At 34.3% G+C, this 19,616-nt stretch carries 15 protein-coding genes; 7 read left to right on the top strand and 8 right to left on the bottom strand.

The features are described 5' to 3' along the window. Positions 1–149 precede the first annotated feature (149 nt). From ACYSNV_RS06655 to ACYSNV_RS06645, 3 genes are all read left to right on the top strand, one after another. Complete coding sequence (locus ACYSNV_RS06655) at positions 150–2,321, top strand: polyribonucleotide nucleotidyltransferase (protein WP_461761787.1); 2,172 nt, start codon at positions 150–152, stop codon at positions 2,319–2,321. 490 nt (positions 2,322–2,811) lie between these two features. Continuing rightward, positions 2,812–4,197, top strand: coding sequence for a trimethylamine monooxygenase (locus tag ACYSNV_RS06650; protein WP_461761786.1), 1,386 nt, complete (start codon positions 2,812–2,814; stop codon positions 4,195–4,197). A 167-nt stretch (positions 4,198–4,364) separates the two neighbouring features. Then, the gene (locus ACYSNV_RS06645; RefSeq protein WP_155092115.1) at positions 4,365–5,228 is read left to right on the top strand and encodes a sigma-70 family RNA polymerase sigma factor; all 864 of its coding nucleotides are present in this window, start codon (positions 4,365–4,367) and stop codon (positions 5,226–5,228) included. A 69-nt stretch (positions 5,229–5,297) separates the two neighbouring features. Here the strand turns inward: ACYSNV_RS06645 and lysS are convergent, their stop codons facing one another. Then, positions 5,298–6,995, bottom strand: a complete 1,698-nt coding sequence (gene lysS / locus ACYSNV_RS06640) for a lysine--tRNA ligase (RefSeq protein WP_461761785.1) — start codon at positions 6,993–6,995, stop codon at positions 5,298–5,300. 289 nt (positions 6,996–7,284) lie between these two features. Here lysS and lipB point away from each other — a divergent pair, with 289 nt between their 5' ends. Together lipB and rpe are read left to right on the top strand one after the other, a co-directional pair. Next, a complete protein-coding gene (gene lipB / locus ACYSNV_RS06635; RefSeq protein ID WP_461761784.1) occupies positions 7,285–7,983 on the top strand; it encodes a lipoyl(octanoyl) transferase LipB in 699 nt (232 codons plus the stop codon). A 95-nt stretch (positions 7,984–8,078) separates the two neighbouring features. Next, on the top strand, positions 8,079–8,741 hold the full coding sequence (gene rpe, locus ACYSNV_RS06630) for a ribulose-phosphate 3-epimerase (protein WP_461761783.1): 663 nt from the start codon (positions 8,079–8,081) through the stop codon (positions 8,739–8,741). Positions 8,742–8,951: 210 nt separating this feature from the next. Here the strand turns inward: rpe and groL are convergent, their stop codons facing one another. The 7 genes from groL to miaB form a co-directional block, all read right to left on the bottom strand. After that, on the bottom strand, positions 8,952–10,580 hold the full coding sequence (groL, locus tag ACYSNV_RS06625) for a chaperonin GroEL (protein WP_461761782.1): 1,629 nt from the start codon (positions 10,578–10,580) through the stop codon (positions 8,952–8,954). Positions 10,581–10,608: 28 nt separating this feature from the next. Then, entirely contained in the window at positions 10,609–10,884 is a 276-nt protein-coding gene (locus ACYSNV_RS06620; RefSeq protein ID WP_461761781.1) for a co-chaperone GroES, read from the bottom strand. Between the two features lie 137 nt (positions 10,885–11,021). Beyond that, a complete protein-coding gene (gene secG / locus ACYSNV_RS06615; RefSeq protein ID WP_461761780.1) occupies positions 11,022–11,384 on the bottom strand; it encodes a preprotein translocase subunit SecG in 363 nt (120 codons plus the stop codon). Between the two features lie 5 nt (positions 11,385–11,389). Further along, complete coding sequence (locus tag ACYSNV_RS06610; protein ID WP_461761779.1) at positions 11,390–12,076, bottom strand: tetratricopeptide repeat protein; 687 nt, start codon at positions 12,074–12,076, stop codon at positions 11,390–11,392. A 147-nt stretch (positions 12,077–12,223) separates the two neighbouring features. Continuing rightward, positions 12,224–12,730: an LptE family protein gene (locus tag ACYSNV_RS06605; protein ID WP_461761778.1), complete on the bottom strand. Its 507-nt coding sequence runs from the start codon at positions 12,728–12,730 to the stop codon at positions 12,224–12,226. Beyond that, on the bottom strand, positions 12,730–14,049 hold the full coding sequence (locus ACYSNV_RS06600; RefSeq protein ID WP_461761777.1) for a sigma-54 interaction domain-containing protein: 1,320 nt from the start codon (positions 14,047–14,049) through the stop codon (positions 12,730–12,732). Before ACYSNV_RS06600 ends, ACYSNV_RS06605 begins: the two co-directional genes overlap by 1 nt. A gap of 41 nt (positions 14,050–14,090) precedes the next feature. Next, a complete protein-coding gene (miaB, locus tag ACYSNV_RS06595; RefSeq protein ID WP_461761776.1) occupies positions 14,091–15,536 on the bottom strand; it encodes a tRNA (N6-isopentenyl adenosine(37)-C2)-methylthiotransferase MiaB in 1,446 nt (481 codons plus the stop codon). 330 nt (positions 15,537–15,866) lie between these two features. Between miaB and topA the strand changes: the two genes are divergently transcribed. Together topA and ACYSNV_RS06585 are read left to right on the top strand one after the other, a co-directional pair. After that, a complete protein-coding gene (gene topA, locus ACYSNV_RS06590; protein WP_461761775.1) occupies positions 15,867–18,389 on the top strand; it encodes a type I DNA topoisomerase in 2,523 nt (840 codons plus the stop codon). A 2-nt stretch (positions 18,390–18,391) separates the two neighbouring features. Then, a complete protein-coding gene (locus ACYSNV_RS06585) occupies positions 18,392–19,537 on the top strand; it encodes a formimidoylglutamase (RefSeq protein ID WP_461761774.1) in 1,146 nt (381 codons plus the stop codon). Positions 19,538–19,616: the final 79 nt, after the last annotated feature.

Below are 19,616 nucleotides of genomic sequence, written 5' to 3'. Positions count from 1 at the left end.
TTTTAGCCTTTAGCAGAAAAAAGACTGGTTTTTCATTGGGTTTCATTCAACTACACACACACAACAACACACACACACAACACAACAAGAATTTTTTAAGTCTCCTTGATTAAAACAAGGAGACAGAAACCCTAAAGTATTAATTAATTATGATTCCTAAGGTAACTAAAGAAATTATCGATCTAGGAGATGGAAGAAGTATCTCGATCGAAACTGGAAAATTAGCCAAACAAGCCGATGGTTCAGTAGTAGTTAGAATGGGTGACTGTATGCTTTTAGCTACAGCTGTTTCTGCTCGTACTGCAAATCCGGGGATTGATTTTCTTCCTTTAACTGTAGATTACAGAGAAAAATTTTCTGCTGCTGGTCGTTTTCCAGGAGGCTTTTTTAAACGTGAAGCTCGTCCAAGTGATCAAGAGATTCTTACTATGCGTCTTGTTGATCGTGTTTTAAGACCTCTTTTTCCAGATGATTATCACGCAGAGACACAAGTAATGATTCAACTTATGTCTTATGACGAAAATGTTATGCCTGATGCATTAGCTGGTTTAGCTGCTTCTGCGGCTTTAGCTGTTTCAGATATTCCATTTTATAATTACATTTCAGAGGTTAGAGTTGGACGTGTAGACGGACAGCTTATTATTAACCCTACTAAAGCGCAATTAGAAGTTTCGGATATCGACATGATGATCGGTGCTTCGAAAGATTCTGTGGCGATGGTTGAGGGTGAAATGAAAGAAATTTCTGAATCCGAAATGATTGAAGCTATCAAGTTTGCACATGAGGCAATTAAGGTGCAAGTTGAGGCTCAAGAGAAACTACGTGCGGCTTTAAATTTAGAGTACCGTAGTTATGACAAGGAAGAAGTAGATGCAAATATTGAATCAGCAGTACATAGTGCGGCTTATGATAAATTATATGACATTGCATCTCATGCGAGTGCTAAGGCTGAACGTGGCGAGAAATTTGCGGAAGTAAAAGAAGAGGTTTTAGCTCTATTTTCGGAAGAAGAGAGAGAAGAAAAAGGTGAATTGATTACTAAATACTTTAACAAAGTTCAAAAAGAAGCAGTTCGAAATTTAATTCTTGATCAAGGTATTCGTTTGGATGGACGAAAAACAACTGAGATTAGACCTATTTGGTGTGAGGTTGATTATCTTCCATCAGCGCACGGTTCTTCTATTTTTACTCGAGGTGAAACACAAGCTTTAGCAACTGTTACTTTGGGTACTTCTAGAGAAGCTAACATTATTGATTTACCAAGTGAACAAGGAGAAGAGAGATTCTATTTACATTATAATTTCCCTCCTTTCTCAACTGGAGAGGCAAAGCCATTACGTGGTGTTTCTCGTAGAGAGGTAGGACATGGAAATTTAGCTCAACGAGCACTTAAAAATATGATCCCATCTGATTGCCCTTATACTATACGTTTAGTTTCTGATGTTTTAGAGTCAAATGGTTCATCTTCTATGGCTACCGTATGTGCAGGTACTCTTGCATTAATGGATGCTGGTATTCAAGTGGAAAAACCTGTATCGGGAATTGCAATGGGACTTATCTCTGATAGTACTACTGGACGTTGGGCAGTATTGTCTGACATCTTAGGAGATGAAGATCATTTAGGGGATATGGACTTTAAGGTAACTGGTACGAAAGACGGAATTACGGCTTGCCAAATGGATATCAAAATTGAGGGATTAGCCTACGATATTCTTGAACAAGCTTTAAAGCAAGCTCATGATGGACGTCTGCATATTTTAGGAACTCTAATGGACACTATAGCTGAACCAAATGAGCAGGTTAAACCAAAAGCTCCTAAAATTATAACAGTAGAAATACCTAAAGAGTTTATTGGAGCTGTGATTGGACCAGGAGGGAAAAATATTCAAGCATTACAGGCCGATACCCAAACTACTATTGTGATTAATGAAGAAGGAGATCTGGGTATTATCGAAATACTTGGTACAAGTCAAGAAGGAATGGATAAGGCTATAGAAACAATTCAGAATACGACATTTGCACCAGTTGAAGGTGAGGTTTACAAAGTGAAAGTTGTAAAAATGCTTGACTTTGGTGCAGTGGTAGAATTTGTTCCTGGTAAAGAAACTTTATTACATGTATCAGAGTTGGATTGGAAACGTATTGAAAATGTTTCAGATGTTCTTACTCTAGGACAAGAGTTAGAGGTGAAATACTTAGGTATCGATCCTAAAACAAAAAAGGCAAAAGTTTCTCGTAAAGCTTTAATGCCTCGTCCTGCTAAAATAGAAAAGAAGGCAGAGAGTAATACAAATCAAAGTGATACGAAAGATAAAAAATAATATTTTTTAGATAGAAAAAGGCGTTTACATTGTAAACGCCTTTTTTTTTTTATTTTTTGAGTTATTTCTAATTTAGTACTTCATAGGATTGTTTTTTATAATTTCTGAATTATAATCTTAAGAATTCGGAAATATTAGGATACTATATTTATCAGAATTTCAAAAACAGAATAGATGTTTTAGATTTAAAATTTGGCTAATCCCATAATATTTAGTATCTTAGCAATGTTCTGAAGTGACGATTTATTTTTTGTAGATAAAAAATCGTAGGCTTAGTTGCCATTATCATCGTCAATCTCACATTGGATATATTAAGTCCAATTCATTTTTTAGAAATCACCGCGCAGATTTCTTCTATCATACATCCTATTTTAGGATGTCCATTTTAGGGCTGATTTAATAAGGCTCTATCTCGGCTGAGTATTCAGTAACAATCATTTTTAGTAATCTCTTTGTAAGTTATTTACAAGGAAAAAATTTTTATGCAATTATGTCAAATTTTAAAGTAGGAATTATTGGAGCTGGTCCCAGCGGATTAGCTATGTTAAGAGCTTTTGAATCGGAACAGAAAAAGGGAAACCCTATTCCTGAGATTAAATGTTATGAAAAACAAGATAACTGGGGAGGTATGTGGAACTATACATGGAGAACCGGTGTAGGTAAATACGGAGAGCCTATCCATGGAAGTATGTATAAATACTTATGGTCAAACGGACCTAAAGAATGTTTAGAGTTTGCCGATTATACATTTATGGATCACTTTAAAACTCCTATTTCGTCTTATCCACCAAGAGAGGTATTGTTTGATTATATCCAAGGAAGAATTAAGCAAAGTAATGCACGAGATTATATTAAGTTTAATACAGTTGCTAGGTGGGTTGATTACAATGAACAAACAAAACAGTTTAGAGTGGTGTTTGACGATTTAGTGAAAAACGAAACTTTTGAAGAGGTGTTTGATTACTTAGTTGTGGGAACTGGTCACTTTTCAACTCCTAATATGCCTTATTTCAAAGGTATTGATGAATTTCCTTTTACTGTTATGCATGCGCATGATTTTAGAGGAGCTGATCAATTTGTCGATAAAGACATCCTATTAATAGGTAGTAGTTATTCAGCAGAAGATATAGGTGTACAATGTTTTAAGCATGGAAGTAAATCTGTTACAATAGCTTACCGTACCAATCCAATTGGTGCAAAGTGGCCTAAAGGAATTGTGGAAAGACCAAGTGTAACTCACTTTAAGGGGAATACAGCTTACTTTAAAGACGGAAGTAGCCAGGAATTTGATGCAGTTGTGTTGTGTACTGGATATCAGCATAAATTTCCCTTTTTACCAGATAATTTAAGATTAAAAACAAAAAATTGCTTGTATCCAGATAACTTATATAAAGGTGTTGTTTTTAATGATAATGACCGATTGATGTTTCTTGGAATGCAAGATCAGTATTATACGTTTAATATGTTTGATATTCAAGCCTGGTTTGCAAGAGATTATATGTTAGGACGTATTAATTTACCTAGTAAAAGTGAAAGAGATAAGGATATTGAAAAGTGGGTTGAGGCAGAAAGCTTAACGCAAGATGGTTGTGATCATGTTGATTTCCAAACAAATTATATCAAGGAATTGATGGAATATACGGATTACCCAAGTTTTGATTTGGATAAAGTTGCTCAGATGTTTAAGGAATGGATGCAAGATAAGGAAGAGAATATATTGAGTTATAGAGATAAGGTGTATACTTCTGTGATGACAGGTGTTAAAGCTGAGGTTCATCATACTCCGTGGATGAAAGAATTAGATGATAGTATTGAGCGTTACTTGGAAGAGGTTGAGATTGATGAAGCTGAGTTGAGTAAAGTGAAAAATTATTAATCTTCTCAATAATAGAACAGTAGGCCGTTATTTATCTTAATAGATTGTTAAATAACGGCCTATTTTTTTTTAATTGTAACCTTTACTATAGAATTTACGTATAAGTATATGTAATCCCAACTACGGATAATTATGGGGTTATATAATTGATAAAGGATAGAAATAATATGAGACAACTTAAAATTACCAAACAGGTAACGAATCGTGAGACTGCGTCTTTAGACAAGTACTTACAGGAGATTGGTAAAGTAGATTTGATTACGGCCGATGAAGAGGTGGAGTTAGCACAGCGTATTAAAGCTGGTGATCAAAGAGCCTTAGAGAAATTAACTAAAGCTAATTTGCGATTTGTTGTATCTGTTGCCAAACAATATCAAAATCAAGGTTTAACTCTTCCAGATTTAATTAATGAAGGTAATTTAGGTTTGATAAAGGCAGCGCAGCGCTTTGATGAAACTAGAGGGTTTAAATTTATTTCTTATGCGGTTTGGTGGATTCGTCAATCCATTTTATCAGCTCTAGCGGAACAATCAAGAATAGTACGTTTGCCGTTAAATAAAATCGGTTCTATCAATAAGATAAATAAAATGTACGCTCTTTTGGAGCAGTCAAATGAGAGACCTCCTTCTGCAGAGGAAATTGCTATTGAATTAGACATGACTGTAAATGATGTAAAAGAGAGCATGAAAAACTCTGGCCGTCATTTATCAATGGATGCTCCGTTGGTTGAAGGTGAAGATTCAAATCTTTATGATGTATTACGAAGTGGAGAATCACCAAATCCTGATCGAGAATTAATTCATGAATCACTGCGAACAGAAATTGAGCGTGCTTTAGAGACTTTAACACCTCGTGAGGCAGATGTAGTCCGTTTATATTTTGGATTAGGAGATCAACATCCAATGACCTTGGAGGAAATAGGCGAAACATTTGACTTGACACGTGAGCGCGTCAGACAAATTAAAGAAAAAGCTATTAGAAGATTAAAGCATACATCTCGCAGTAAGATTTTGAAAACTTACTTAGGATAAAATTACGATTATTATAAAAAATAAAAGCCAGAGATTATAATCTCTGGCTTTTATTTTTTTAAAGTCTATCTAGTTTATTACAACATATTTAACTTCATCTATTGTTATAACTTTAGTAAGGTTGTGAGAAGATAAGCCTTTTATCGCTTTATCCCATTTCTTACCACTTAAAGCACTTTGTTCTTTTAGTTGATTTAAAGGTAATTTTTGGTCATTTTTTTGTAAAATATCTACGATTAGCTTTTCATCTTCAGAGAGCTCTATATCATTTTCTTTTTTCTCTGGTCTCATTTGAGGGAAGAATAGTACCTCTTGAATAGAAGGGTTGTTTGTTAAAAACATAATTAAACGGTCCATACCTATTCCTAAGCCAGATGTTGGAGGCATACCATATTCTAAGGCTCTTAAGAAATCCTGGTCAATAAACATAGCTTCGTCATCTCCACGATCAGCCAAGGCCATTTGAGCTTCAAATCTTTCTCTTTGATCAATAGGATCATTTAATTCTGAATAGGCATTCGCAATTTCTTTACCACAAACCATTAGTTCGAAACGCTCGGTTAAATCAGGATTATCACGATGCATTTTCGTAAGAGGAGACATCTCTTTAGGGTAGTCTGTAATAAAGGTAGGTTGTATATAATTACCTTCACATTTTTCACCAAAAATCTCGTCAATAAGCTTTCCTTTACCCATAGAGGCATCCACTGCAATACCCATAGATAAAGCAGCCTGTCTTAATTCATCCTCGGATTTACCAGTGATATCAAAACCTGTAAACTCTTTAATAGAGTCTGCCATTGTGATGCGTTTAAAAGGAGCTTTAAAATTTATTGTATGTTCTCCAAATACTGCTTGAGTAGAACCATTAACGGCAATAGCACAATGCTCTAATAAGTTTTCGGTGAATTCCATCATCCAGTTGTAATCTTTATAGGCAACATAAATTTCCATTACCGTAAATTCTGGATTATGGGTTCTGTCCATTCCTTCATTACGGAAATTTTTAGCAAATTCATATACTCCATCAAAACCACCAACAATTAACCTTTTTAAATATAGTTCATTAGCAATTCTCAAATAAAGAGGAATATCTAAAGCATTATGGTGGGTAATAAACGGACGAGCCGCCGCTCCACCAGGGATAGATTGTAATACAGGTGTCTCTACTTCCATATATCCTGCTTTATTAAAGAATTCACGCATAGCGTTAAATAACTTTGTTCTTTTAATAAAAGCTTCTTTAATGGATGGATTTACCACTAAATCTACGTATCGCATTCTATATCTAAGTTCTGGATCCGTAAAGGCATCGTAAGTATTGCCTTGCGAGTCAGTTTTAGGTAGAGGTAAGGGACGTAAAGATTTGCTTAATAGTGTTAAGTTTTTTACCCTTACTGTTTTTTCTCCAACTTGAGTGGTGAAAAGTTCTCCTTCAATACCAATAATGTCTCCTAGGTCAATTAATTTTTTATAGATTTCGTTATACAGAGTTTTATCTTCTGTAGGACAAAGTTCATCTCTATTGATATATAATTGGATTTTACCTTGACTATCTTGAATCGTAGCAAAAGATGCTTTTCCTTGGATTCTTGAGGACATTAAACGCCCAGCTACAATTACCTGTTTACCTTCTTGAAAATCGTTCTTAATCTGCTTCGATGTATGATCAACCGGGAATAGGTTTGCAGGATAAGGATTAATACCGAGCTCTTGTAATTTACTCAGCTTTTCTCTTCTGATGATTTCTTGTTCTGAAAGTTGCATAATAATTGTATATTAATTAAAACGCAAATATAGCTAATCTTTGAAAATGCAACAATTACAATGATCGTTAATGCGTTTAATTTAGTAAAGAATTATATATTAACTAGGTATATTAGTCTATTTTGATAAGTTTGTGCTTGGGTGAGAAAAAAAATGTCGAAATTTGTCTTGTCTTTGCCATTAGGAAAGATCCAGAAAAAACAATTATTCTATTCAAATCATATAACTAGTAGTTATTTTTTATAGCTAGTTAAACTAGGAACTAATAAATCCTATGTACCCAACTATTATGAACAAACAAATTAAATTAATTGACCTAGATCAAAAAGATTACAAACAAACTTGGGATTATCAAGAGCAATTATTTGACTCGATTATTGCTACAAAGTTTGCTAATCGCAAAGATAACCTTGAACTTCCAACTAATAATTACTTGGTTTTTGTTGAACATCCTCATGTGTATACCTTGGGTAAGAGTGGGGATATTTCTAATTTATTGTTGGATCAGAACCAACTAACCCAAAAAAATGCTACATTTTATAAGATTAATCGTGGCGGGGATGTGACTTATCATGGACCAGGGCAATTAGTAGGTTACCCCATCTTAGATTTAGAGAATTTTTTCACTGATATTCATAAATATCTTAGATATTTAGAGGAAGCTATAATTTTAACTTTAGCTGAATATGGAATTCAAGGCGAACGTAGTAAAGGAGAAACTGGAGTTTGGTTGGATGTGGGTACGCCATTTGCAAGAAAAATTTGCGCAATGGGAGTTCGTGCTTCTCGATGGGTGGTCATGCACGGATTTGCGCTTAACGTTAATGCTGATTTGGGATATTTTGACAATATTATTCCATGTGGAATAAAAGGAAAGGGTGTTACTTCTTTAAATGTCGAACTACAGGTAGATAAGGTTGATGTGAAACAAGTAGAAGATAAAATACTTAAGCATTTTAAAGAGCTTTTTCAGTGTGAATATATTTAAATAAAGCAGTAATTTAATTTTTTGTTAGGAATTTTTCTTGAGAAATTATTATAGTAGCTTTGTACAAAGCAAAAAAAACAACACAACAATATAACATGGAAAATAATACAATAATTGCACCATCTATATTAGCGGCAGATTTCGCTAATTTACAAAAGGAAATAGAAATGATTAACAAGAGCCAAGCTGATTGGTTTCACATTGATATTATGGACGGTGTTTTCGTACCTAATATTTCTTTTGGGATGCCAGTTTTAGAAGCTATTGGTAAGCATGCAAATAAAACACTTGACGTTCACTTAATGATTGTTGATCCGGATCGCTACCTAAAAACTTTTAAAGATTTAGGTACTGATATTTTGACAGTTCACTATGAGGCTTGTACTCATTTACATCGTACTATCCAGGCTATTAAGGATCTTGGAATGAAAGCTGGGGTGGCCTTGAATCCTCATACTAATGTAAGTGTTTTACAGGACGTAATTGCAGATTTAGATTTGGTTTTAATTATGAGTGTAAACCCTGGATTTGGAGGACAAAGCTTTATTGAAAATACTTATGACAAAGTTGGTCAGTTAAAGTTATTAATTGAAAAAAAGAATTCTAAAGCTTTAATTGAAATAGACGGGGGAGTAACTAGTAAAAATGTAAAACAATTGGTTCAGGCCGGAGCAGATGCGCTTGTGGCTGGTAGTTTTGTATTTAAGTCACAAGATCCTATTGCAACTATAGCAGAATTAAAACAAGTGAGTAAATAAAAATGAAATTATTGTAAGTAGATGCTATTTTCAAAATAATTGTTTTGAAGAGTTATACTAAGACCTATTTTATTACAGAGTTTTTGTTCATTTAAGATTCGTTAATAATGAGGGTTTACTATTATAAGTATTATAGAAATTTTATAAATACAAAAGAGGCGGCTGAAAAATCAACCGCCTCTTTGTATTTATAGTAACTTGAGATGAATCTTACATCATACCAGGCATAGCTCCACCCATTGGCATAGCACCTTGGCCTTCTTCTTTGATATCCACTAAAGCACATTCGGTAATTAAAATCATTCCTGAAACAGATGCTGCATTTTCTAAAGCAACTCTTGTAACTTTTTTAGGATCGATTACTCCGGCTTGTAGCATATCAATATATTGATTCGTTTTAGCGTTGAAACCATAGTTCCCTTCTGATTCTAACACTTTAGCTACAACAACTGATCCTTCTAATCCAGCATTCTCAACTATTGTTCTCAATGGAGATTCAATCGCTTTTGCAACAATTGCAATACCAGTTTCTTCGTCAGGATTTGCTGCCTGAATAGTATCTAAAGCAGATTTAGAGCGTAATAAAGCGACTCCACCTCCAGCTACGATACCCTCTTCTACAGCAGCTCTAGTAGCATGTAGAGCATCATCAACTCTATCTTTCTTTTCTTTCATTTCCACTTCAGATGCTGCTCCTACGAATAGTACAGCTACTCCTCCGGCCAACTTAGCTAAACGCTCTTGAAGTTTCTCTCTATCATAATCTGATGTAGTAACTTCCATTTGGGCTTTAATTTGGTTAACTCTGTTTTTGATCATTTCAGAATCCCCGTCTCCACTAACGATAGTTGTATTGTCTTTGTCAATGCTTACTCTTTTACAAGTACCAAGCATTTCTAAAGTTGTATTTTCCAGGGTATATCCTTGCTCTTCTGAAATTACAGTTCCTCCAGTTAAAATAGCGATATCTTCTAGCATTGCTTTTCTTCTATCCCCAAATCCTGGAGCTTTAACAGCAGCAATTTTAAGGGCTCCCCTTAATTTATTTACAACTAAAGTTGATAACGCTTCTCCATCTACATCCTCAGCGATTATTAAAAGTGGTTTTCCACTTTGAGCTATTGGTTCTAAAATAGGTAACAGCTCTTTTAAAGAAGAAACTTTTTTGTCATAAAGTAAGATATATGGCGTATCTAGTTCTACTTCCATTTTTTCAGAGTTTGTTACAAAGTAAGGTGATAAGTAACCTCTATCGAATTGCATACCCTCAACTACATCCACATAAGTTTCTGTACCTTTGGCTTCTTCCACTGTAATAACACCTTCTTTTCCTACTTTTTCAAAAGCTTGCGCAATTAACTCTCCAATAAAATCATCATTATTTGCGGAAATAGATGCAACTTGCTTGATTTTATCCATCGAGCCACCTACTTCTTGGCTTTGGTTTTGTAGTTCAGCTACGATTACTTCAACAGCCTTGTCAATCCCACGCTTTAAATCCATTGGATTGGCCCCTGCAGCAACGTTTTTAAGTCCTTCTTTTACAATTGCTTGAGCCAATACAGTTGCTGTTGTAGTACCATCTCCAGCAAGATCATTAGTTTTAGAAGCAACTTCTTTAACCATTTGTGCCCCCATGTTCTCAAGAGTATCTTCCAATTCTACTTCTTTAGCTACAGAAACACCATCTTTAGTTACCGTAGGAGCACCGAAAGATTTTCCGATGATTACATTTCTACCTTTTGGTCCTAATGTTACTTTAACTGCATTTGCTAATGCGTCTACACCGCGTCTTAAACCTTCGCGAGCTTCAATGTCGAATTTAATATCTTTTGCCATTTTTATTTTGTTTTTTAGTATTCAATTATTAAACGATAGCTAGAATGTCTTCTTCACGCATAATTAGGTAATCTTTTCCTTCGAACTTTAGTTCTGTACCTGCGTATTTACCGTATAAAACAACATCTCCAACTGAAACAGTCATTTGATGGTCTTTACTTCCGTTTCCTACAGCAACCACTGTTCCTCTTTGTGGTTTTTCTTTTGCAGTATCTGGAATGAAAATTCCTGAAGCTGTCTTAGTTTCTGCTGGTAAAGGTTCAATAAGAACTCTGTCTGCTAGTGGTCTAATATTTAGTGCCATATTATATAGTTATTAAATTGAATTAATTTTTATTTGATTTAATTAAGGCATAAAGTGTGCCAAATCATAAAAATGTCAGAGATGTAAACAAAAAATGCCAGCTTGACAGCTGGCATTTTATTTGATTTGTATAAATATTAATTAACTTCTTGCTCAGAGCTAGTTTCTGTTGAAGCTGCTGGTTGTGTTTCTTCAGAAGAAGTTGGTAAAGTCATTGTTGGTAATGGTTGTGCATTAGGATCTAAAAGTTTAGAGTCACCGCTAGCAGAACCACTGAAGCTTAAGCTAGACATTAAGATTAAAACAATTAGAATACCCCCTAGTACCCATGTACTTTTATCAAGGAAGTCATTTGTATTTTTAACACCTCCTGCCACAGTAGAACCACCAAATGAAGAATCTAATCCTCCTCCTTTAGGGTTTTGTACCATTATTACTACAATTAGTAAAAAGCAAACGATTGCTATTAATACTAGAAATATTGTAAATTCTGTGTTCATAATTATTAACTATTATGTTGTTGTAACGCTTTAATATCTGATATTTGGTCTGCAAAGAAACTACTTTTTTCTGGATATTTCAAAATTAAAATTTCATAAGCTTGTATTGCTTTTTGATATTTTTTTTGCTCTAGGTAAATTTTAGCTAAAGTTTCGGTCATTAAACTATTGTTGTCTTGCAGCGAATCCTCAATGTTTATGGTAGTTGAGAAACTTTTTTTACTAGGAGTTATCTTTGGATTGGTTTCTATGAACTTATCAATTAAATGCAGTTTTTTTTGTTTTTCTTGCTTTATTTTTTTTTGATTGTCATCTAAAAATGATTCTGATTCACTATTATCAAGGCTATTTTGGGTTAAATTTAACCATGCTTGTTCACTCTGTAGATCATTTGTAATACTACTTGTTGAATCTTGTGTTGATTCATCTAGGATAGTGACTGTTTTGGCTGTTCTAACATTTTGACTTAATTTATCAAAGCTTTGAATCAGGTCATCTATTGTACTGGTAGGCTTACGCTGAAGTACTTTTAATGAATCTTGTATAAGACTCTCTTTATGTTGCTCAATTAGTTCGTTATAGGTAATGAATTCGTTTGAAGTTATAAAATCAAATAATATATCTCGATCTAAAGTATGACAAGCTGTTTTCTTTAATTCTTTACTATATGCTTTACTTTTTTGTAAATACAAAGTTTTTAAATATAAGCTTCGTACCGATTGCAAGTATGGGTATTTGCTCAGTATAAGCTCAAAATCTACTTTGTGACTTGTATTGACAGTTTTAGGATTTTGTAATAGTATTATTAGCTCTTGTGTACTCAATTTAATAGTTTTTGGCTACCATTTTGCTAGCGATTCATTAAAGATATCTTGGGTTATTCGTTCATAAATCACATCTAATGCTTGTGATAGGGAAGCTCCCATTAATATTTCATTTGCTCCATAGTCATAGTAAAAAGAAAATCTTTTTTCGAAATCATCCTCTGGTTTGTTGCGATTTATAAAACGAACATTGATTGCTATGTAAAGTCTGTTTTGCGCTGCTCTTTGATCGGCAGTTGCTGTTATTGGACTAATGCGATAATCTACAATTTCTCCTTCGTATACAAGGTCTCCTCCTTCATTGGTTAGACTTAAGCTGGTTTGATTTTGAATAAGGTCTTGCAAGGAAGTAGTAAAAGTTCTTTCAATTCCTGGTTCAACCAAAGCCGCATTGTTTTGGAAGTAGTTGACTTGAAAAGTATTGGCGTCAATCTTACCAGTACCTGTAAAATTATAGTATTTACAACCATAAAGACTTAAGGCAAAGATTAAAAGTAAGATAGTGTTTTTTAATTTTATCATTATAGATTGTATTGTTTTATTTTACGGTAAAGTGTTCTTTCCGAGATGCCTAATTCATCTGCGGCTGATTTTCTCTTACCTTTATTACGTTCAAGGGCTCTTTTTATTAACTCAACTTCTTGTTCTTCCAAGTTCAAGGGAGACTCTTCGATGGTTTCAGCAAGAAGATAGGAGTCTTCATCATCTTGATCATCGATTTGTTCCGTAGAGGTAATATTTTGTAGTGGTTGATGGAAAGAAGTGGACACTTGTGCTTGCGTACTTTCTTCAAAGGGAACTAAGTCAAAATCGTTATCTGTTGTAGTAGGTGATAGATCACTATTTTCATTATTTTTTTGACCATATATTCTTTGTATCAACACTTGATTGGACTCTTGAACTTGTTTGTTATCATGTTTTAATAAATCTAAAGTAAGTTTTTTTAGATCTGTTAAATCACTTTTCATATCAAAAAGTATCTTATAGAGTATCTCTCTTTCAGAAGAGAAGTCTGCTTCTATTTTTTTATTGTTAACAACCGATGGCACTTGTCTATCCCAATTTGGTAAATATGACTGAAGAGTCTTTAGACTAATTAGTCTATCTGTTTCTAAAACAGATATTTGTTCGGCTACGTTTCTTAATTGACGAATGTTTCCATCCCATCTATATCGCATCAAAAAGTTAACAGCCTCAGGTTCTAAACGCACTGGCGGCATTTTATACTTATGAGCAAAGTCCGATGCGAATTTTCGAAAAAGAAGATGAATATCTTCCCCTCTATCTCGTAAAGGCGGTAGGGTAATATCTACTGTACTTAGTCTATAAAATAAATCTTCTCTAAATTTACCTTTCTCTATGGCTTGTATCATATTCACATTAGTTGCAGCTATGATACGTATATCTGTTTTTTGAACTTTAGAAGAACCTACTTTAATATATTCTCCATTTTCTAAAACGCGAAGTAGACGTACTTGCGTTGTTAGAGGTAGTTCTCCAACTTCATCTAAGAAAATAGTCCCCCCGTTGGCCTCTTCAAAATATCCTTCACGAGTGCTAACTGCACCGGTAAAAGCTCCTTTTTCGTGGCCAAATAATTCGCTGTCTATTGTTCCTTCAGGAATTGCACCACAATTTACGGCTATATATTTGCCATGTTTTCTGTGGGACAAAGAGTGTATAATTTTAGGGATGCTTTCTTTACCCACACCACTCTCTCCAGTGACAAGCACGGAAATATCTGTAGGCGCAACTTGAATCGCTTTCTGGATTGCGCGATTTAATTTGGGGTCATTTCCTATTATTTCAAAGCGTTGTTTAATTGCCTGAACATTTTCCATAGATTTATTTTATCAAAACTTAAATGTAGAGAATTTTTCTTTTATTGCATAGTAGAATATCCAACTGCTTTTCCAATTAATGTAGCAGATGTACAGTCTTGAACTTCTACAAGTACAAAGTCACCAACCTTATAATTTTCTTTTGGGAAAACAACTGTTGTATTTTGTGAATTGCGCCCTGCCCATTCATCGTTTGAACGTTTAGATTCTTTTTCTATAAGAACTTCAACGGTTTTTCCTAGGAAGCGTTGGATCCTTTCTAATCCAATTCTACGTTGTGTCTCAATTACTTCTGTTAAACGGCGTTTTTTAACTTCTTCAGGTACGTCATCTTGAAGCTTTCTAGCAGCAAGAGTACCTGGTCGTTCTGAGTATGCAAACATGTAACCAAAATCATAGCGAGCATATTCCATTAAACTCAATGTTTCTAGATGATCTTGTTCTGTTTCTGTCGGAAACCCTGTGATCATATCCTGAGATAAAGATATTTCTGGTACTAATTCATAAATAGAATCGACTAAAGACATATACTCTTCTCTGGTATGTTGGCGATTCATTTCCTTTAAAATGCGAGTACTTCCTGATTGAACTGGTAAATGAATGTATTTACACACGTTATCGTATTTGGCTATAACTTGGATTACTTCTAAGTGCATATCTTGTGGATTAGAGGTCGAAAAACGAAATCTCATTTTAGGAAAGCTCTGTGCACATTGCTCTAAGAGTTGAGCAAAATCAACTGCTGTGGCTTTTTGCATATCCGTAGCTTTATCAAAATCCTTCTTAAGACCTCCTCCATACCACAGGTAGCTATCCACGTTTTGCCCTAGTAAAGTAATTTCTTTAAACCCTTTTTCATGTAAGTCTTTTATTTCTTCAAGAATACTATGTGGGTCTCGGCTTCTTTCTCTACCTCTTGTAAATGGAACTACACAGAAGGTACACATATTATCACATCCTCTTGTAATGGATACAAAGGCAGTGACTCCATTGCTTTGTAATCTAACAGGGGATATATCTCCATAGGTTTCATCCTTGGAAAGGATCACATTAATTGCATCTCTTCCTTCGTCTACTTCTTTAAGTAAATTGGGTAAGTCTTTATATGCATCAGGACCAACCACCATGTCAACAATTTTCTCTTCCTCTAAGAATTTGCTTTTTAAGCGTTCGGCCATACAACCTAAAACACCAACTTTCATTGATGGGTTTTTCTTTTTAATCTGGTTGTATTGGTCTAAGCGTTTGCGTACAGTTTGTTCGGCTTTATCTCGAATAGAGCATGTGTTTACTAGTACTAAGTCAGCTTCTTCTAAATTAGTAGTTGTATTATATCCTTCTTGGGATAATATAGAGGCCACAATTTCACTATCCGAGAAATTCATTTGACAACCATAACTTTCAATGAAAAGTTTTTTTGTATTATCAGCTTTATTCTCTAACTGTAAGCTTGTTCCTTGTTTGTTTTCGTCAATTACCTTTTCCATAAGTTTGTTAAAAGGGTGTTTTATTTTATAGGGCAAAGATACTTTTTTTTAAATAACTGACAAGATGGCATACGTAATTTAAGAGTAATTTGTGTAGGGGTTAGTATTATGGTACTTATTGGGGCAATATTTTTATACTAAACCCTTAGTATTGGGATAAGTTATTGATTTGTTTCTCTATAATGAATGTATATAGGATAAGTTTGTTATTTTTACCTGTATTTATACTGCAAAAAACTGGGATATATCTCTTAAAAACACGTATAAATAATAACAGATAAGGATATATTGAAAAAAATCCTATATTTTTGCTTTCAAATAAAATGAAGTATGGCAAAGAATTTAGTGATTGTTGAGTCACCTGCGAAGGCAAAAACTATAGAGAAATTTTTGGGACAAGATTATCAAGTTGAATCTAGTTACGGACATATTGCAGATTTACCCTCGAAGGAAATTGGAGTAGATGTTAATCATGACTTTAAACCTAAATACGAGGTGTCTGCTGATAAAAAAGCTGTGGTTAAGAAACTTAGAGATTTAGCCAAAAAAGCCGATATGGTTTGGTTAGCTTCCGATGAAGACCGTGAAGGAGAGGCTATTGCATGGCATTTAGCAGAAGAACTAAATTTAAGTAAGGATAAAACAAAACGTATTGTTTTCCATGAAATTACAAAAAGTGCGATATTAAAAGCTATTGAGAATCCACGTCAAATCGATTACAATTTAGTAAACGCACAACAAGCTCGTCGTATATTAGATAGGTTGGTGGGATATGAATTATCTCCCGTTTTATGGAAGAAGGTAAAGGGAGGATTATCTGCTGGACGTGTACAATCAGTTGCGGTAAGATTAATAGTTGAAAGAGAGAAGGAGATAAATGAATTTAAAATAGAGTCGTCTTATACTATTGCTGCTGAATTTATAACTGGTCAGGGCAAGGTAGTGAAAGCAAAACTTCCTAAGAGTTTTTCTTCGCAAAATCAGGCTCGAGAGTTTTTATCTGCCAATATTGATGCTCTATACAAAGTTAGTGATTTAGAAACCAAGCCGGCGAAGAAGTCGCCTGCAGCACCGTTTACTACCTCTACTTTACAACAAGAGGCTGCTAGAAAACTATATTACTCCGTTGGGCAAACAATGACTCTTGCACAACGCTTATATGAAAGTGGGCTCATAACATATATGAGAACTGATAGTGTGAATTTATCAAAAGACGCTATGGATGCGGCCGCGCAAGAGATTACAAAATCTTATGGAAAGGAGTATTCTAATCCACGTAATTATACTACTAAGAGTAAAGGCGCACAAGAGGCGCACGAGGCAATCCGCCCGACTAATATGGCTTTACATAGTGCACCTGTTGATAGGGATCAAGCTAGGTTATACGATTTAATATGGAAACGTACTTTGGCCTCTCAAATGAGTGATGCTAAGTTAGAGCGTACTAATGTGAAGATTGCTTGTAATAATTTTGCTGAGCTTTTTGCTGCTTCGGGAGAGGTTCTGCTTTTTGATGGATTCTTAAAAGTTTACTTAGAGGGACACGATGATGAAGATGAAGAAGTAGAGGGAATTTTACCAAACTTACGAATTGGTGAACAGTTGAATCGTAAAACATTAACAGCAACCGAACGATTTTCTAAACCAGGGGCTCGTTATACAGAAGCATCTTTGGTGAAAAAGCTAGAAGAATTAGGAATTGGTAGACCATCTACTTATGCTCCTACAATTTCGACAATTATTGCCCGTACTTATGTAGAGAAGGGAAATAATGAAGGTAAAGAACGCAACTATTATCTTTTAAGCCTAGAAAATCAAAATATTATCGAGAATAAACTAACTGAAAAAACAGGTTCTGATAAAGGTAAGTTAGTGCCTACTGATATTGGGATAGTTGTAAATGATTTTTTAGTTAAAAACTTCAAAACAATATTAGATTATAATTTCACTGCCAAAGTAGAACAGGATTTCGATGCAATTGCTGAAGGCAATGAAGATTGGGCTAAGATGATGCGTGAGTTTTATGATCACTTTCACCCCAATGTAAAGGATGTTGAACAACATGCTGAGCGCGAATCTGGAGAGCGTATACTAGGAACAGACCCTAACACGGGGAAACCTGTTCTTGTTCGCTTAGGTAAATTTGGACCAATGGCTCAAATTGGCGATGCCGAAGATGAACAAAAGCAGTTTGCTAGTTTAAAGCCTGATCAGAATATAGGAACCATTACTTTAGAACAAGCTTTGAACCTATTTTTACTTCCTAAGAATTTAGGAGTATATCAAGATGAAGAAGTGGAAGTTAACAATGGTCGATTTGGGCCTTATGTGAGATTTGGAAAAATATTTATTTCTTTACCTAAAGCAGAGGACCCACTTGACGTAACTTTAGAACGAGCCATTGAGCTTATTAAGGAAAAGCAGCAAGCCGATGCTCCTATTGCTTCTTATCAAGGTCTGCCAGTTCAAAAAGGTGTCGGACGTTTTGGACCATATTTAAAGTGGAATGGAATATTTATTAATGTAAATAAAAAGTATAATTTTGATAACTTATCTGAAGACGACATTAACGAGTTAATAGGTGATAAGATTCAAAAAGAAAAAGAAAAAGTTATACATAACTGGGAAGAGCAGGGTATACGTGTGGAGAAGGCTAGATGGGGAAGATCGAATATAATACAAGGGAAAATTAAAATTGAATTAAGCAAAGATGTGGATGCTGCAGCTTTAACTCTTGAGCAGGTACAAGCTTTAATAAAAGAGAAGACTCCAGTGAAAAAAGCTCCAGTGAAAAAAGCTCCAGCAAAAAAAGCAACGACAAAAAAATCAAGTACTTCAAAAGCTAAAAAGTAGGTATGGTGTATGAATTATTAAATCCAGTTCCATCGAGTTTTCTGCAGTTTGTAGAGGAATTACCCACACAAAGTCTTGGAAAACGTACTACTTTTTTTAAAGGTGGTGCTTTTGTGAATTATGCCGATTTTTCTATTGCTATTATTGGAGTGGGGGAAAATCGAGGATTTAATAAACAATCTGAAGCTACTAGTATGGAATCAGTACGTAAGGCTTTTTATCGCCTTTGTCCTGGAAATTGGAGCACAACTCTTATAGATTTTGGTGATATTTCACCTGGAAATAAACTAGAAGACACTTATTTTTTATTAGAATCTTTAATTAAAGATTTGGTAAAAAATGGTGTCTTACCTGTTGTTATAGGGGGCGCTCAAGATTTAACTTATCCTTTATATAAAGGCTTAGAGGCCTTGAACAAATCAATAAATATTGTAAATATTGATTCTAAACTTGATATAAAGGAGGATTTTACTTGCTTATCTGAAGGGGTTATTTCCAGAATTATAATGCAGGAGCCTGTTAAGTTATTGAATTTTTGTAACCTAGGTTATCAGACCTATTTTAATTCTCAAGAGGAAATAGATTTGATGCATAGTCTTTATTTTGAGGGCTATCGCTTAGGCGAGCTTATAAATAATATTCAAATTAGTGAGCCAGTTTTAAGAGAGGCTGATATTGTTAGTTTGGATTTGACTAGTATAAAATCTTCCGATTCTGGGAATTTTGATAGGTTTACTCCCAATGGATTTGATGCACGTGAAATTTGTTCTTTGGCACGTTATAGTGGATTAAGTGATCGAGTTAGTGTTTTTGGAATATTTAATTATAATAATAATGAAAATGAAGCGTTATTAATTGCACAAATCATTTGGTATTTTATTGAAGGTTTCAATTACAGAACTAATGAGTATCCCTTTCAAAGAAGGGAAAGTTATACAAAATACATTGTACCAGTAGAAGGGATAGATGAATTTATTTTTTATAAAAGTAATATCTCAGCAAGATGGTGGGTTGAATCAAAAATGTTCGGTGATGCCCAAAAAGGTATAGATTTTGTTATCTCATGTAGTTATGAAGATTATCAACAAACTCTACAACAAGATATACCCGAGAGATGGTGGAGATTAGTAAAAAGAAGTTTATTATAAAGAGTTGAAAAAAAAATAAAATTCTGAGATTAAGTGTAAATTAATTTTTAGATTTGTTTGATAAATTTAACATTAAAGT

This window comes from Myroides sp. LJL119, assembly GCF_054871605.1.
This window is presented reverse-complemented; position numbering and strand designations above follow the sequence as displayed.

Coding starts and splice junctions, on each gene's coding strand:
- topA (WP_461761775.1), top strand. CDS start 15,867: ATGGCAAAGAATTTAGTGATTGTTGAGTCACCTGCGAAGGCAAAAACT.
- ACYSNV_RS06620 (WP_461761781.1), bottom strand. CDS start 10,884: ATGGCACTAAATATTAGACCACTAGCAGACAGAGTTCTTATTGAACCT.
- secG (WP_461761780.1), bottom strand. CDS start 11,384: ATGAACACAGAATTTACAATATTTCTAGTATTAATAGCAATCGTTTGC.
- ACYSNV_RS06650 (WP_461761786.1), top strand. CDS start 2,812: ATGTCAAATTTTAAAGTAGGAATTATTGGAGCTGGTCCCAGCGGATTA.
- ACYSNV_RS06645 (WP_155092115.1), top strand. CDS start 4,365: ATGAGACAACTTAAAATTACCAAACAGGTAACGAATCGTGAGACTGCG.
- rpe (WP_461761783.1), top strand. CDS start 8,079: ATGGAAAATAATACAATAATTGCACCATCTATATTAGCGGCAGATTTC.
- groL (WP_461761782.1), bottom strand. CDS start 10,580: ATGGCAAAAGATATTAAATTCGACATTGAAGCTCGCGAAGGTTTAAGA.
- miaB (WP_461761776.1), bottom strand. CDS start 15,536: ATGGAAAAGGTAATTGACGAAAACAAACAAGGAACAAGCTTACAGTTA.
- ACYSNV_RS06600 (WP_461761777.1), bottom strand. CDS start 14,049: ATGGAAAATGTTCAGGCAATTAAACAACGCTTTGAAATAATAGGAAAT.
- ACYSNV_RS06605 (WP_461761778.1), bottom strand. CDS start 12,730: ATGATAAAATTAAAAAACACTATCTTACTTTTAATCTTTGCCTTAAGT.
- ACYSNV_RS06585 (WP_461761774.1), top strand. CDS start 18,392: ATGGTGTATGAATTATTAAATCCAGTTCCATCGAGTTTTCTGCAGTTT.
- lipB (WP_461761784.1), top strand. CDS start 7,285: ATGAACAAACAAATTAAATTAATTGACCTAGATCAAAAAGATTACAAA.
- lysS (WP_461761785.1), bottom strand. CDS start 6,995: ATGCAACTTTCAGAACAAGAAATCATCAGAAGAGAAAAGCTGAGTAAA.
- ACYSNV_RS06655 (WP_461761787.1), top strand. CDS start 150: ATGATTCCTAAGGTAACTAAAGAAATTATCGATCTAGGAGATGGAAGA.